Here is a 13,795-nt window from a genome sequence, read left to right as displayed (position 1 = left end):
CCGGGTTTAGTGCCGATCGCGGAGGACACCCAGCAGGTGGTTCCAGGAGTCGTGGTCGGCGCGGGCGTCATAGCCGACCGGCATGCCGAACTCCTCGGCAATGGCATCGGCCCCCGGATTGGTGAAGCTGTGCTTCACGCCGGAGAATTCCACCACGGTGTAGCGTACTTCGGCCTCCTGCATCTCCTTCTGGAAACCGGCGACCTGCTCCGGCGGGATCATCGGGTCTGCGGTACCGGTGAAGGACAGCAGTTCGGCCGACACCTTGCCGGCCTCGGCCCGGTGCTCGGTTGCCAGGCCGCCGTGGAAGCTCGCCGCCACGTTCAGGTCCATCCCCGCGCGCGCGGCCTCGAGGGCCACGGTGCCGCCGAAGCAGTAGCCGACCGCGGAGGGCGCCGCATCCGCGCTGGCATCATGCGCGCGCAGCCAGTCGTAGGCGGCCTGGAAGCGGCCCAGCATCAGGTCGCGATTCTCGCGGATTTCCCCGGCGAATTCCCCGGCGGTAGACGGGTGATCGGCCAGCTTGCCGCTGCCGTACATATCCAGGGCGAAGGCGGTGTAGCCCTCGCGGGCCAGCTGCTCGGCACGGTCGCGGGCGTAGTCGTTGTGGCCCCACCATTCGTGAATGACCAGGACCGCCGGGTGTGGCCCGTCGCCTTCGGGATGGGCCAGATAGCCGGTCATCTCGTCGCCGTCATGGTCGTAGGCGATCTCTTCGGTCTGGATACCGGCCAGGGCCATGCCGGGGAGCAGGCCGGCGAGCAAAATGGCCAGCGGCGCAAATGCGGACTTGCTAAACATATGGGCACCTCCTTGGTGGTCGAAGCGTCGTGTTTTCGACCCGGGCCTCCGAGTATGGTTCGGGCCCGGCCGGGTTACAACGAAGGGGACAGCGGCTACAGTAGAGAGGTCGGGGCCACGTGCGCGAGGTGGCCTCGAAACAGGACGAGTGAGGCGCAGCGATCCCCGTTCCGCCTCGGCAAGAGGATCCACCCATGTCCGACCGATCCGCCAACGATTCCCTTGAGGCCCGCGTCCAGTCGGCTGACAAGCTTCTGGCCATGCCACAGGTGGTGTTCGAGGTTGCGCGCCTGCTGGAGGACGACGACGCCACGGCTGCCAGGATCGCCAGCAGCCTGGGACGCGATCCCGGCCTGGTGGCCCTGGTCCTGCGCATCGCCAACAGCCCTGCCTATGCCCCGGCGCGTCCGGTTGACTCGGTGGACCGCGCGATTGCCCTGCTGGGTCGCGATGCCCTGCAGCGTCTGGTGGTGGCGAGCGCGATCACCCGCGCCACGGCCAGCATCCCCGATCAGGAACGCCTGCCGCTGGAGGTGTTCTGGCGCCATTCGGCCTACTGTGCGGTGATCGCGCGGCAACTGGCGATGCGCGTGTCGCCGCGCCAGGCCAGCGGGATCTTCCTGGCTGGCCTGCTGCATGATCTTGGCAAACTGTTGTTGTTCTCGCAGTCGCCGGAATCGGCCCACCGGGCCTTCCTCTCCAGTCTGGATGTTGGCGACGGCCTGAGCCCGCAGGGCGCGGAGCGCGCGCAACTGGGCTTCGATCATGCGGAGCTGGGTGGGGCCCTGGCCGCGCACTGGGGTCTGCCGGAACTCCTGGTCGACTGCCTCGCCGGTCACCATCACCCGCTGCAGGCGCCGGAGTGCAACCGCACCGCGGTGATGCTGGTGCACCTGGCCAACACCGGTGCCCATCTCGCCGAGATCGATTCGCGCGACTGGGCGGATGCACCCCCGGTAGACCCGGCGGTGTGGGACGCCCTGCACCTGGCCCCCGAGGTCCTGCTCGCCGCGGTGGAGGAGGCCCAGCACGAGGTGCTGGCGGTGCAGGATCTTTGCGATCCGGCGCACGATGGGGAGCCGCGGCCATGAGGGCGCGCCGTGAACTTGAGGGTGGCGCTCGAATCTCATCGACTATGCAGAGTCGGGCATTGCCACTGGTACGATTGCGCGCGCTGGTCCTGACGGGGCTGCTGCTCCTGGTGACGGGTTGTGCCGGGGTTCCGGCGGCCCTTTCCCCGTTGCCTGCTGCCGCCCCCGATCGCGATCAGGTGCTGGCGGATCCCGAGGCCGTGAAGGGCGAGACCGTGGTCTGGGGTGGGGTGATTGCGGACATCGAGAACACCTCGGGCGGTACCCGGCTGGAGGTGGTGGCCCGCGAGCTTGATCGCCAGGGGCGACCGCAGGAGGCGGATCGCTCACCCGGGCGCTTCCGCGTGGTCAGCAGCGGTTTTCTCGACCCGCAGATCTACAAGGCAGGCCGCGAGGTGACCGTGCGGGGTGTCATCCACGGGATCGAGGAGGGCCGCATCGGCGACTACGCCTATACCTTCGTTACGCTGCAGGCGGATGCGGTCTACCTGTGGCCGCGGCGCCCGCCACCGACGGAGCGCGGCTACCGCGATCCGTTCTACGACCCGTTTTATGACCCGTTCTATAGCCCCTGGGGCCCGCGCTACGGCCTCTATGGGCGCTATCACCCGCATCCCTGGTACTGGTGAGCATGACCCGATTCCTGCGTCCTTTTCTGGCATTGCTGCTGCCCGTGTTCCTGGGCGCCTGCGCCTCCGGCCCGCTGGAGGCCCCGGATGACCCGGCCGTGCAGGTCGAACCGCGTGCAGTCACCGCCGATAGCCTGCCGCCCGACGAGCAGGTATGGGGCGGGGTGATCGCGCGCGTGGACAATCGCGCCGAGGCGACCTTCATCGAGGTGGTCGGTTACCCGCTCAGTCGTCAGGAGCCACAGACGCGGCAGTCCACCACCGGGCGTTTCCGCCTGCGTGTGGAGGGCTTCGCCGACCCGGTGGACTATCGTGCCGGGCGCCGGATTACCGGTGTCGGGACGGTGACCGGGGTCGAGGACGGCCGGATCGGCGAGCTGGACTACGTATTCCCGGTGCTGGAGGCCCACTCGGTGCACCTGTGGCCGGAGCCCGAGCCGCCACGATCTTCCGGCGGTGTGCGCTTTGGCATAGGCATCGGAATCGGCCTGTAGGCCGCACTCGGGGCGGCCGGCGCGCGTTTCCACGAATCCCCATGCAACGAGGAGTAGTCATGCGAGCAGTCGTGTTCGACCAACCCGGAGCCGCTGAGGCCCTGCGTCTGGACGAAGTGGCGGAGCCGGCGCTCACGGCCCCCGATCAGGTCCGCATCCGGATGCTGGCGGCCGGTGTCAATCCGGTGGATACCAAGGTGCGCGCCGGGGGCATGATCGTCCCCGGTGCGCCGCGCAACACGCCGGGCTGCGATGGGGTAGGCATCATCGAGGAATGTGGCAGCGCCGTGCATCACGCGCGGCCGGGGCAGCGGGTTGCCTTCTGTTTTGGTGGGGTCGGGGCCGATCCGGGGACCTACGCCGAACAGGTCGTGGTGCCCGAGGCCGCGGTGGTCCCAGTGCCGGCGGCGGTATCCGATGCCCAGGCCGCCGCCCTGCCGCTTACCTGGCTGACCGCCTGGGAGGCCCTGTTCGAGCGGGCCGACCTGCAGCGCGGCCAGAGCGTGCTGGTCCACGCGGCGGCCGGCGGGGTCGGGCAGATGGCCGTACAGATCGCACGCGCCGCCGGCGGCCGGGTACTGGGGTTGGTGCGGCGCGACGAGGCGGGCACGATTGTCACCGCACTTGGGGGCGATGTCGTCGACCTGCGCAAGCCGGATGCCGCGGACGCGATCATGCAGTACACCGATGGGCGTGGCTTCGACATCGTGCTGGACACCGTTGGTGGCGAGGTCTTCCGCGAGGGACTGACGCAGGTGGCCTATGGCGGGGATCTGGTGACCCTTCTGGCCCCCCCGGAGGATACCGACTGGAACCCGGCGCGGCTGCGCAACCCGAGCATCAGCCTGGAGCTGATGCTGACCCCGATGCTGGAGAATGATCGCCGCCGTCTGAAGCACCAGGCCACCCTGGTGGCCGAGGGTCTGGCCCGGCTGGCCAGCGGTCGCTTGCAGGTCAACGTCGAGGATACCCTCCCGCTGGCCGAGGCCGCCGAGGCCCACCGGCGCATCGAAGCCGGCGGCCGCCGCGGCAAGCTCGTGCTGCGCATCCCCGAATAAGCGGGTCTTGCAACCACGAAGCGCGTGGGGGAGGAGATTAGCTGCCGAAGAGGTGGCTGAAGACGCGGGCGCCGCCGATGTAGGTGCCGGCGGCCGAGCCCAGGGTGGTCAGCAGGAATACCAGCAACACGCGCGAGACGCGGTTGCGCCACCAGCCGCGTGGCGTGGTGGTGTCCTGACGCAGACTGGCAAAGTCGGAGACCCGCGGCTTGCGCAGGAACAGCTCGGCCGCGGCCGCCACAAAGCCGACCCCGATGGTGGGATTCAGCGAGGTCAGCGGGGCCGCCAGGGCAGCGGTGAGCACGGTCAGTGGATGGGCCAGGGCGATGATCGCGCCGAGGGCCGCCAGCCCGCCGTTGATCAGTACCCAGTCGATCACCATCTGCAGGCCGATATCCGGGTTGCGCGAGAACCCGATGGCAAAGCCGGCGAGGATGATCCCGATCACCACCCACGGGACGACCTTGGGCCAGCGCGCCTTGGGCGGGGCCTGGTCCAGGGCGTCGAGGATCGCGTCCGGCGGGGTCAGGTGATCCTCGGCCTGTTCGGCAATCCCGGGCAGGTGGCCAGCCCCCACCACCGCCAGGATGCAGCGCGTCTCCGGGTTGGCCGCGAGGCGGCGCAGGTGGGCGGCCATGTAGTGGTCGCGCTCTTCGATCAGGGTGCGGTAGAGGTCCTCGGACTGCTCGGCGAACTCGCTGAAGGTGGACTCCAGCATGTCGCCTTCCTTCAGGCGCTCGATCTCGGATTCGTCGATCTTCTCGCGCGAGAGTACGGAGCTGAACAGTCCGCCGATCAGCCCCATGCGTTCCCACCAGCGCACTGCGCGGTAGGTGCGGCGCAGGGTCAGGCCGATATCCCGGTCGATCAGGGCCAGGGGGAGGCCATTGTCCAGGGCGCCGTCCATGGCCGCGCGCATCTCGGCGCCGGGTTCGATGCCGTACTGGTCGGCCAGGCGTTGCTGGTAGGCCCCGAGCGCCAGACTGGCGGCGATCATCGGGGCCTGGCCCTTGCGCATCACGCTGAACAGATCCATGCGCCCGACTGCGTCGGGGTCCAGCATCGCGCGCTGACGGCTTTCGCACAGCTCGACCGCCACGCTGTCAAAGGCCCCCGTGTCGATCAGGGCACGGACCTTGTCGGCGCTGGCGCGCGACACGTGCGCGGTGCCCAGCACCACGACTTCGGTGTCGCCCAGTTGCAGGACGCGGTGGGGTTCGTCGGCGATCAGTTCCTGGACGGCGGGATTCATGCGTGGCGGGCTCTTGCTCCGGTGGGCGGGCCGTATTCTACGGCGAATGCGCGCGGCCCGCAGCGCCGGGCGCCGGCTTGCGCGCTACGGGGCATCGGGCTCGGCCTGTGGCACGTCGTCGGGCGGGCTGTCTGCCTCCGCTTCAGGGAGCGGTTCCGGCACGCGAAGGCTCTCCAGGCGTTCGACCACGCGCAGCGCGCGCTCGTGGGCCGAGAGGAGTCCGGCATGGTCGGGCGCCAGTTCGAGCCCCTCTTCCCAGTGTCTCAGGGCCTCTTCGATGTCACCGGCGGAGTAATGGCTGCGGCCCTCCTCCAGCAGCGTCTCGGCGCGCGCGTCTCGGCGCTCGCGCCATTCCTCGCACAGCGCGCGATGGGCTCGCTGGGCGGCCTGGTCCGGGCCGGAGGCGTCGGTGTCGGGGGTGATCTCGTTGCGACACCAGCGCGCCGCCGTGGCCAATTCGCCGGCCTCCAGGGCCTGACGCAGGCGTGCATTGATGGTGGAACGCGGGACCTCTTCCTCGATCTCGGGGGCTTCGGCCTGGCGCAGTTCCCGCTCCAGGCGCGCGATGCGTTCTGCGCGTTCGGAGTCGGAGGCCAGGCCCTGGGCCAGGTGCAGTAGCTCCAGGCGTTCCTCGCCATCGGTGTCGGCGGCGTAGCCATCCAGCGCCCGCGCCAGGGGCTCGCGACGATTGGCAAGGCGGTCGGGATCGTCCGGCAGTCGTTCGCTGTGGCGCACCAACGGACGCATCACCTCGAGCAGGCGCAGCCGCTGGACCAGGGCGCGCGCCTCGAGGATGTCGTGGCGTTGCTGCAGGGTCTGCAATCCAACCTGTCGCTGGCGCTCCAGTTGGCTGATGAATTCCCGACGTTCGCTGTCCGGCGGCAGTTGTGCCTCGGCCGTCTCGAGGATCTCCAGGGCCTGAGCGACCGCGCCTTCGGCCGAGGCGGCGCGCGCCTCGTGCATCGCCTCGGCCGCGGCGGTCGCGGCCTCGTCCTCGATGGCTGCCCGGCGCTCGGCCCATCGGGCTCGCGGTTCCGGGTCGTGCTCGTCGATCAGCTCGAGGGCATGCTGGTAGTTACCCGTCTCCAGTGCGCGTTCGATGCGCTGCTCGGGCGGGGCGAAGGGGTCCAGAGCGGCGCAGCCCTGGACCAGCAGAAGGGCCAGCAGGATGCTCGCGAGCGGGAACAGGCCGCGGGCTGCAGTCATGTGCGATCCGTAGCGTTCAGTACCCGGGTGGTGGGCACGGCTTCGCTGACCCCGTGCAGCTCGTGGGTGCCCCAGTCTTCGGTGCGGAACTGTCCCTTCACCTGCTCGTGCTCCATGAATGCGGCAGTCGTGACCAGCCCGCCGGCGGGCGCGACCGTGACCAGGCGGGCCGCGAGGTTGACGGTGTCGCCGACTACGGTGAACTGCATGCGGTCTTCGGCCCCCATGTTGCCGGCCAGCATCTCGCCGGCATTCAGGCCGATACGGAACTCCACCCGGGTATCGCCGCGGCGTTCACGCTCGGCGTTGATCGAGGCGACGGTGTCCAGCAGGGCCAGGCCGGTCTGCACAGCGGTCAGGCGATGGTTTCCGGCATCCGCCGCGAGGCCGAAGACCGCCATGGTACAGTCGCCCATGTACTTGTCCACCGTGCCGCCGTGACGGGCAATGCATTCCGACATCGGCCCGAAGAATTCGTTGAGCATGCGGCCCAGGGCCTCCGGGCTGCAGCGCTCCGAAAGCGCGGTGTAGCCCTGGATGTCGGCAAACAGTACCGATCCCTCCAGCGCGCGTCCGCCCAGCTCCACCCGGTCCAGATTCTCCAGGATGTCCTGGGCGATGGCGTCCGACACATAGCGGCGCAGGGCGGCCTCGACCTGGTCCTTGCGCAGCAGGTCGCGCGCCATATCGTTGAAGGCGTCGGTCAGCTGTGCGATCTCGTCCTGGCGCACCATCGGCAGCGTGTTGCCCTGGTCATCCATGGGGCGGGCGCGCGAACGCATGCTCTCGGCCAGGCGTTCCAGTGGGCGCACCAGGCGCTTGCTGATGTCGATTGCCAGGATCAGGCTCAGCAGAAACACCCCGACGGCCGTGGCGATCCCGGCGTTCAGGGTGTTGCGGATTAGCTCCTGCATTGGCGAGGTGTCGATGTAGGCCTCGATGTAGCCCACCTGTACGTCCTGAAAGCGCACGTTGCGTCGGTAGGGCTCCATCGTCGGTGCCAGCGGCCACACCCCGTCGGTGAGGGATTGCTCCGGGGGTGTCCCGGCGCGGGCAACCTGACCGCGGTCGATCGCGTAGGCGGCGATGGACTCGACGCGCCCCTCCTCCACCAGTGAGTTCAGCAGGGTCTCCAGGGTCAGGTAGTCCTCGGCCAGCATCAGTTCCGCCGAGGTCCGCGCGACCGGCGCCACGGTGATCTCGGCCTGGGCGCGAATCTGGTTGTCCAGCACGTTGCTGACCTGGTTCAGGACCACAGCCGACAGGGTCACGATCCCGGCCAGTGTCAGCCCGGCGATCGCCGCGACGATCTTCCATGCGATCGGCAGGTAGCGTGGGGTGAAGTCGGCGCTGCCGACGCCCAGGCGTGATCCGCCGCCGGACTTGCGGCGGCGGATCACGAGGGGGACTCCGGGGCGGCAAGCCAAGGGGCCAGCCACGCCCGCCAGTCGGCGAGCAGGGTGTCGGAGCGCGCCGCCACCGCGGAGCGCTTGGTCAGCGATCGTCCGAATACGGGCTCGCCCGCGAGGTTGCACATGGCACCGCCGGCGCGGGCGAGCATCAGCCCACCGGCCGCGCTGTCCCATGGGGCCTGGCCACCGTGCAGGTACAGATCGGCGCGGCCGGCGGCCAGCCAGGCCCACTCCAGGGCGCAGGCGCCGAGGTTGCGTTGCGAGCGAAACGGCGCGTTGCAGGCCAGCTCACCCGCCAGGGGGGCATCCAGGCGCTTGTAATCCACCAGGGCGATGGCGCGGCCCAGCTCCGTGACGGGAGGGCGAGTGGTCGCCGGCGGGGTGACCCCGTTGAGTTCCAGCGCGCTGTCTTCGGTGGCGGTAAAGAGTTCTTCGCGTACCGGATCGTAGGTCGCGCCATGGGTGACCCGGTCACCCTCGATGCGGGCGATGGAGATGGCGAAGAAGGGCATGCCACCGGCGAAATTGGAGGTGCCGTCCAGCGGGTCCACCAGCCAGAAGGCGGGGGCGGTCTCCAGTACGCGTGCCTGTTCGCCGCGTGCCTGTTCCTCGCTCAGTACCGGCGTGTCCTGTCCGTATGCGCCCAGCAGGGTGCGTACACGCGCATCCACCGCGTGGTCGGCCTCGGTGATCACGCTGCCGTCCGCCTTGTAATCAACGGCGATATCGGCCTCGAAGCGGGGCAGCAGTTCTTGCTGCCCGATCTCGCGCAGGCCCTGCGCGAGATCGGAGAAGGGGATGGCAGTGGTAGTCATGCAGACCCGGAAACGCTGGTGGCAAGGTAAACGAACCGGAGACGGCCGGGCATGCCCGGAAAAACTCGGGTTCGTTTGCGCTTATCATACCGGTCCATGACAGGCTTGATCATAATCATCTCCATTGCCTTGATAGGGTTTTACGTTAATGACACCTGGCGTGCCAACGAACGTGCCCGTCGGGTGGGGCGGCAGGCCTGCGAGCGGGCAGGGGTGCAGTTGCTCGATGCCACCGTCGTGCGTACCGGCCAGCGCCTGGTCTGGCGCGACCGCGGCTTGGCCCTGCAACGCCGCTACCGCTTCGAGTTTTCCGCCGATGGGGCGGGCCGACATCCCGGCGAGATCTCGCTGGAAGGCCGACAGTTGAAACGCGTGACCCTGGACTGGCCGGACGGCGGCCGCGAGTTTCAGGGGCTGGACAGCGATGACAACAGCGGAGGGGCGCCCCGGTGACCCTGAGCGAGCTGCGGTATGTGGTCGCCGTCGCCGATGCCCGCCACTTTGGGCGGGCGGCCGCGGCCAGCCATGTCAGTCAGCCATCGCTGTCGGTGGCGGTGCGCAAGTTCGAGGAAGAACTGGGCGTGACCCTGTTCGAGCGCGGCCGCGGCGAGGTCAACGTGACGCCGGCAGGTGAGCAGATTATCGCGCAGGCGCGGCGTGTGCTGGCCGAGGTCGAACAGCTGCGCTCGGTTGCCGTACAGAGTCAGGATCAACTCTCCGGCCCGCTACGCCTGGGTGCGATCTACACCATCGGTCCGTACCTGCTTCCGGAGCTGATCCCCGCGCTGCACGAGCGCGCGCCGAACATGCCGCTGGTGATCGATGAGAACTACACCGGGCGGCTGCGCGAGCGGCTCAAGCAGGGTGAGCTCGACGCGATCCTCATTTCGTTGCCGTTCGAGGAGCCGGGCGTGGTCACGCTTCCCTTGTACGACGAACCGTTCATGGCCGTGCTGCCGGCGGCGCACCCGCTGAAGGACAAGGAGCCCCTGCGCCTGGAGGACATGGCCGATGCGACCCTGCTGATGCTGGGCGCCGGACACTGTTTTCGCGACCAGGTGCTGGAGCGCTGCCCGGACTGTCAGCGTACGGTGACTGCGGATGGCAGTACGCCGCGCAATCTGGAGGGGTCGTCGCTGGAGACAATCCGCCACATGGTGGCCTCGGGGATGGGGGTAACGATCCTCCCGTGCACGGCGGTGGGGGCGGATCGTTATGCCCAGCGACTGCTGGCCGTGCGGCGGTTTCAGGATCCGGCGCCCAGCCGCCGTGTGGCCCTGGCGTGGCGCACCAGCTTTCCGCGTCCGGAGGCCATCGAGGCGCTGCGGCGCGCGGTGCTCTCGACCCCGCTGACCTGTGTCGATTTTATCCAGCCCGGCGCGGGGTAGGCGGCATCAAGGCAATGCGGATTAGCGCGGGATGGGCTGCCGCGGCTCAGTTGCCGGCGAGGACGCGGTTGCGCCCGGCCTGCTTGGCCGCATACAGGGCCTCGTCCGCCGCCTGGTAGGCGGACTGCAGGGTGGCGCCGCGCCCGACGCCGGCCACGCCAACGCTCGCGGTCACCTTGACCGCGCCGGCGCTCTCCAGCGCGGACTGGTCGGTGGCGGTGGCGCAGGCGCGCAGGGCGGCAATAGCCAGGCGGATGCGCTCGCCGCATTCCATGGCACGGCTGAGATCCGCGCCGGGCAGCACCGCCAGGAACTCCTCGCCGCCCATGCGCACACACAGGTCGGACTCGCGGGTGGTGCTGCGCAGGGTCTGCGCCACCAGGCGCAGGATGTCGTCGCCCACGCTGTGGCCGTATTCATCGTTGATCTGCTTGAAGTGATCGAGATCGATGGCCAGCACCGACATCGGGCGATCCTGGCGGCGGCAGTCGGCCAGCCACTGGGCGCCCTGTTTCTCGAAGGCGCGGCGGTTGCCGAGACCGGTCAGTTCATCGGTCTCCAGGCTTTCGTTCAGGCGCTGGAACCGCAGGGCGTTGGCCAGTGCCGGGGCGGCCAGCCCCAGCAAAGCCTCGATCAACTGCTGTTCGTCGTCGCTGAAGCGGCGTCCGCGCATCAGGATCAGCGAACCCATGGTCTCGTTGTTGAAGCTCATGCCGTACTCGATGCGATGGCGATCCTCGTCGCCGCCGGACCAGGTCTCGTCACTCTCCTGCAGGATGAAGAACCAGCCGCTGTGGTGGACCTGGGCGTGCAGGTGTTCCTGCAGGCGGGCGAGGACGGTCCCGAGCTCGAGGCTGGAGGACAGGGCCTGCACGAAGGCAAGGGCATCAAAGGGCGTCCCGGCATCGCCAGTCGTCTTGCCCTTGGCGGATACCAGTCGCAGGTTGTGGGCGTTCCCGTCGCGGTTCATGGCCGTCTCGCTCGCATCGATCGTTGGGTCGAGAGTAAAGCCAGATCCATGCCACTTATCGTATATTTAGTTAAAACAGTGATTTGCATCACGGATAACGGAGGTCTTGACGGAAATTCGGCGATTTTTCGCCGCCCCCGGCAGGTCCTCACCGCCGCAGGCGGCAAGGTGCGGCAGGATTCTGACACCCTGCACCGGGGCGGCGTTTCCCGAGGAACGGCCGGCCTACATGAGCCGGGCGCGCGCTTGCCCTACACTGCGCCGCATGATTCGAATACAAGATATCGAGCTGCGTCGCGGCCGCCAGATCCTGCTGCAGCACGCCAGCCTCACCGTGCATGCGGGCTGGCGCGTCGGCCTGACCGGCGCCAACGGGTCCGGCAAGTCCAGCCTGCTGGCGGCGTTGCAGGGCGAATTGAGCCTGGATGCCGGCGAGATCGACCAGCCCGCGGAATGGGTGGTGGCGCACCTTCCGCAGGAGGTCCCGGGGAGCGAGCGCTCGGCCGTGGACTACGTGCTGGATGGGGATACCGAACTGCGCGACCTGCAGCAGCGCCTGGAGCAGGTGTCCGATGGCGCCGAGCAGGCCCGCCTGTTCGGCGCGCTGGAGGCGATTGACGGCTGGACGGCCGATGCCCGTGCGCGCCGACTGCTGGCAGGCCTCGGATTCGCTGCGGCGGATGCGGATCGGCCCATGAGCGATTTCTCCGGCGGCTGGCGCATGCGCCTGGGCCTGGCGCGCACGCTGATGACGCGCTCGGATCTCTTGTTGCTGGACGAGCCCACCAACCACCTGGATGTCGAGACCATCCTGTGGCTGGAGGACTGGCTGGCGCGTTATCCGGGGACGGTGATCGTGATTGCGCATGACCGGCGGTTTCTCGATTCGGTCTGCACCCATATCGCGCACATCGAGCGCGGTGGTATCGCGTTGTACGTCGGCAGCTACACCCACGCCGAGGCCAAGCGCGCCGAGGCCATGGCCCAGAGCGAGGCGTCGGCCGCAAAGGTGGCGGCCGAGCGCGCCCACCTGGAGGACTTTGTGCGCCGCTTCCGTGCCAAGGCGAGCAAGGCACGCCAGGCCCAGAGCCGACTGAAGCGTCTGGAGAAGCTCGACGAGGTTGCGGTGATCCGCGCGGCCCGGGCGATTCACCTGGAGATCCCGACCCCGGAGCGCCTGCCCGACCCCCTGCTGGCGCTGGATCATGCCGAGGTCCGATCCGGGGACCGCGTCCGCCTGCATCCGACGACTTTACGTCTGCGCCCCGAGGACCGGATCGGCGTGCTGGGCCCGAACGGTGCCGGGAAATCGACACTCTTGACGCTGCTGGCCGGCGAGCTGGCCCCGACCGCGGGCGAGCGCCGCGTGGAGCCCAACCTGAAGGTCGGCTATTTTGCCCAGCACCAGAGCGAGCAGCTGGACCTGAAGGCCTCGCCCCTGGTGCACCTGCAACGTCAGGACCCGCGCGCCGAGGAGCAGCGCCTGCGCAACTTTCTCGGTGGCATGGGTTTTCCCGGCGAGAAAGCGGACGCTCCGGTGGGTCAGTGTTCCGGCGGGGAGCGGGTGCGCCTGGTACTGGCGCTGCTGATCTGGCAGGCGCCCTCGTTACTGTTGCTGGATGAACCCACCAACCACCTGGATCTGGACATGCGCGAGGCGCTGGCCGAGGCGCTGGAGAACTATGCCGGTGGCCTGGTGGTGGTGGCGCATGACCGTGAACTGCTGGCTCGCGTCTGCGACCGTTTCTGGAAGGTGGAAGGCGGCCACCTGAGCGACTTTGACGGGGACCTGGATGACTACGCCCGCGAGCTGAAGGCCCGCGAGCGGGAAAGTGTCGCCGCGAAAGCCCCCGGAACGCCCGCCACGACGTCCCCGAGTGGTCCGGCACTGTCACAGAAGGAACGGCGGCAGCAGGCGGCGCAGGCGCGTGCCGCACTCAAGCCACTGAAAAAGAGTGCGGACCGAGCCGAGCAGGAATGTGTCCGTGTTCAGGAACGACTGGATGCGCTGGAGACCGAGCTGGCCGATCCGGCGCTGTACGCCGATGAGGCGGCGGATCGTCTGGCCCAATTGACCCGCGAACAGGGCGATTTGCGCAGTCGGCTGGAGACGGCGGAGGCCGAGTGGATGGAGGCGCTGGAGGCGCTGGAATCCGCCCAGGGTGAGACTGCGGAGTGAGGCCCTCTTCAAAGACCAACCCTTGAACTCGGGTATTGCGGGGTCTATACATAAGGGTGAATGCATTGGAGCGAGGAGTGATCCCCATGAATGCACAGGAACTGAATCGTCGCTGTGTCGAGCTCTTTCACAACCCGGATGCGAAACTGCATTGCTGGCACCCGCGCATGTTCTGGAAAACCAACATGCTGGAGAACCCGAAGCCGGAAGACCTGCAGGAACCCAAGGTCGACCTGCGCGAGCTGGAGGTCATGCTATCGGAGGCCGCGCACGAGCCTTCGCAGTGCGCCGACGAGCTGGAGCAGGAAGAGCCCGGTCGGGCTGCATTGATCCGGCACATGATGGAGCGTGGCGAGATGCCGCTGCTGCATCGGCCGCACTGATCGTTCCATCAAGGAGCGATGATCGATTATGGAGTGAGCCCCCAGCGGGGCTCGATCCCGTCATGTACTGGCGGGAGCATCGGCCCCCGGTAGCCTGTGCTGCCGGGGGCTTTTCTT

Annotated in this window: 14 protein-coding genes; 8 read left to right on the top strand and 6 right to left on the bottom strand. The window is 68.4% G+C overall.

Translation table 11 applies throughout. The annotated features are described in order from the left end of the window. Positions 1 to 6: 6 nt before the first annotated feature. Positions 7 to 801, bottom strand: coding sequence for a dienelactone hydrolase family protein (locus F792_RS0108495; RefSeq protein ID WP_018169209.1), 795 nt, complete (start codon positions 799 to 801; stop codon positions 7 to 9). A 194-nt stretch (positions 802 to 995) separates the two neighbouring features. Here F792_RS0108495 and F792_RS0108490 point away from each other — a divergent pair, with 194 nt between their 5' ends. From F792_RS0108490 to F792_RS0108475, 4 genes are read left to right on the top strand one after another with little or no spacing between them, the layout of a single operon-like run. Further along, a complete protein-coding gene (locus F792_RS0108490) occupies positions 996 to 1,892 on the top strand; it encodes an HDOD domain-containing protein (RefSeq protein ID WP_018169208.1) in 897 nt (298 codons plus the stop codon). Positions 1,893 to 1,936: 44 nt separating this feature from the next. Beyond that, complete coding sequence (locus F792_RS0108485; protein WP_051080700.1) at positions 1,937 to 2,521, top strand: Slp family lipoprotein; 585 nt, start codon at positions 1,937 to 1,939, stop codon at positions 2,519 to 2,521. Positions 2,522 to 2,523: 2 nt separating this feature from the next. Next, positions 2,524 to 3,015, top strand: a complete 492-nt coding sequence (locus F792_RS0108480; protein WP_018169206.1) for a Slp family lipoprotein — start codon at positions 2,524 to 2,526, stop codon at positions 3,013 to 3,015. 59 nt (positions 3,016 to 3,074) lie between these two features. Further along, positions 3,075 to 4,073, top strand: a complete 999-nt coding sequence (locus F792_RS0108475) for a zinc-binding dehydrogenase (protein ID WP_018169205.1) — start codon at positions 3,075 to 3,077, stop codon at positions 4,071 to 4,073. Between the two features lie 37 nt (positions 4,074 to 4,110). On the opposite strand, the gene F792_RS0108470 is transcribed toward F792_RS0108475, so the two are convergent. The 4 genes from F792_RS0108470 to F792_RS0108455 form a co-directional block, all read right to left on the bottom strand. Next, positions 4,111 to 5,325, bottom strand: coding sequence for a TraB/GumN family protein (locus F792_RS0108470; protein WP_018144720.1), 1,215 nt, complete (start codon positions 5,323 to 5,325; stop codon positions 4,111 to 4,113). Positions 5,326 to 5,409: 84 nt separating this feature from the next. Further along, a complete protein-coding gene (locus F792_RS0108465) occupies positions 5,410 to 6,531 on the bottom strand; it encodes a tetratricopeptide repeat protein (protein WP_018169204.1) in 1,122 nt (373 codons plus the stop codon). Continuing rightward, positions 6,528 to 7,931 carry an adenylate/guanylate cyclase domain-containing protein gene (locus tag F792_RS0108460; RefSeq protein ID WP_018169203.1) on the bottom strand — a complete coding sequence of 468 codons (1,404 nt, stop codon included), beginning with the start codon at positions 7,929 to 7,931 and terminating at the stop codon, positions 6,528 to 6,530. The genes F792_RS0108465 and F792_RS0108460 overlap by 4 nt, the downstream gene beginning before the upstream one ends. Next, on the bottom strand, positions 7,928 to 8,758 hold the full coding sequence (locus tag F792_RS0108455; protein WP_018169202.1) for an inositol monophosphatase family protein: 831 nt from the start codon (positions 8,756 to 8,758) through the stop codon (positions 7,928 to 7,930). The genes F792_RS0108460 and F792_RS0108455 overlap by 4 nt, the downstream gene beginning before the upstream one ends. Positions 8,759 to 8,854: 96 nt before the next feature. On the opposite strand from F792_RS0108455, the gene F792_RS0108450 reads away from it, so the two are divergent. Together F792_RS0108450 and F792_RS0108445 are read left to right on the top strand one after the other, a co-directional pair. After that, the gene (locus F792_RS0108450) at positions 8,855 to 9,211 is read left to right on the top strand and encodes a DUF3301 domain-containing protein (RefSeq protein WP_026305934.1); all 357 of its coding nucleotides are present in this window, start codon (positions 8,855 to 8,857) and stop codon (positions 9,209 to 9,211) included. After that, on the top strand, positions 9,208 to 10,146 hold the full coding sequence (locus F792_RS0108445) for a hydrogen peroxide-inducible genes activator (RefSeq protein ID WP_018169200.1): 939 nt from the start codon (positions 9,208 to 9,210) through the stop codon (positions 10,144 to 10,146). Before F792_RS0108450 ends, F792_RS0108445 begins: the two co-directional genes overlap by 4 nt. 46 nt (positions 10,147 to 10,192) lie before the next feature. On the opposite strand, the gene F792_RS0108440 is transcribed toward F792_RS0108445, so the two are convergent. Then, on the bottom strand, positions 10,193 to 11,116 hold the full coding sequence (locus F792_RS0108440) for a GGDEF domain-containing protein (protein WP_018169199.1): 924 nt from the start codon (positions 11,114 to 11,116) through the stop codon (positions 10,193 to 10,195). A 265-nt stretch (positions 11,117 to 11,381) separates the two neighbouring features. Between F792_RS0108440 and F792_RS0108435 the strand changes: the two genes are divergently transcribed. Further along, complete coding sequence (locus tag F792_RS0108435; RefSeq protein ID WP_018169198.1) at positions 11,382 to 13,295, top strand: ABC-F family ATP-binding cassette domain-containing protein; 1,914 nt, start codon at positions 11,382 to 11,384, stop codon at positions 13,293 to 13,295. Between the two features lie 86 nt (positions 13,296 to 13,381). Next, a complete protein-coding gene (locus tag F792_RS0108430; protein WP_018144712.1) occupies positions 13,382 to 13,678 on the top strand; it encodes a hypothetical protein in 297 nt (98 codons plus the stop codon). Positions 13,679 to 13,795 lie beyond the last annotated feature (117 nt).

The organism is Thioalkalivibrio sp. ALMg9, from assembly GCF_000380625.1.
Classification (GTDB): domain Bacteria; phylum Pseudomonadota; class Gammaproteobacteria; order Ectothiorhodospirales; family Ectothiorhodospiraceae; genus Thioalkalivibrio; species Thioalkalivibrio versutus.
The sequence above is the reverse complement of the archived record's forward strand: the minus strand, read 5'-3'. Positions and strand labels throughout refer to the sequence as shown.

Bases quoted from the DNA above. Each gene is read 5' to 3' on its own strand.
- F792_RS0108495 (WP_018169209.1), bottom strand. From the start codon at position 801: ATGTTTAGCAAGTCCGCATTTGCGCCGCTGGCCATTTTGCTCGCCGGC.
- F792_RS0108490 (WP_018169208.1), top strand. From the start codon at position 996: ATGTCCGACCGATCCGCCAACGATTCCCTTGAGGCCCGCGTCCAGTCG.
- F792_RS0108485 (WP_051080700.1), top strand. From the start codon at position 1,937: ATGCAGAGTCGGGCATTGCCACTGGTACGATTGCGCGCGCTGGTCCTG.
- F792_RS0108480 (WP_018169206.1), top strand. From the start codon at position 2,524: ATGACCCGATTCCTGCGTCCTTTTCTGGCATTGCTGCTGCCCGTGTTC.
- F792_RS0108475 (WP_018169205.1), top strand. From the start codon at position 3,075: ATGCGAGCAGTCGTGTTCGACCAACCCGGAGCCGCTGAGGCCCTGCGT.
- F792_RS0108470 (WP_018144720.1), bottom strand. From the start codon at position 5,325: ATGAATCCCGCCGTCCAGGAACTGATCGCCGACGAACCCCACCGCGTC.
- F792_RS0108465 (WP_018169204.1), bottom strand. From the start codon at position 6,531: ATGACTGCAGCCCGCGGCCTGTTCCCGCTCGCGAGCATCCTGCTGGCC.
- F792_RS0108455 (WP_018169202.1), bottom strand. From the start codon at position 8,758: ATGACTACCACTGCCATCCCCTTCTCCGATCTCGCGCAGGGCCTGCGC.
- F792_RS0108450 (WP_026305934.1), top strand. From the start codon at position 8,855: ATGACAGGCTTGATCATAATCATCTCCATTGCCTTGATAGGGTTTTAC.
- F792_RS0108440 (WP_018169199.1), bottom strand. From the start codon at position 11,116: ATGAACCGCGACGGGAACGCCCACAACCTGCGACTGGTATCCGCCAAG.
- F792_RS0108435 (WP_018169198.1), top strand. From the start codon at position 11,382: ATGATTCGAATACAAGATATCGAGCTGCGTCGCGGCCGCCAGATCCTG.
- F792_RS0108430 (WP_018144712.1), top strand. From the start codon at position 13,382: ATGAATGCACAGGAACTGAATCGTCGCTGTGTCGAGCTCTTTCACAAC.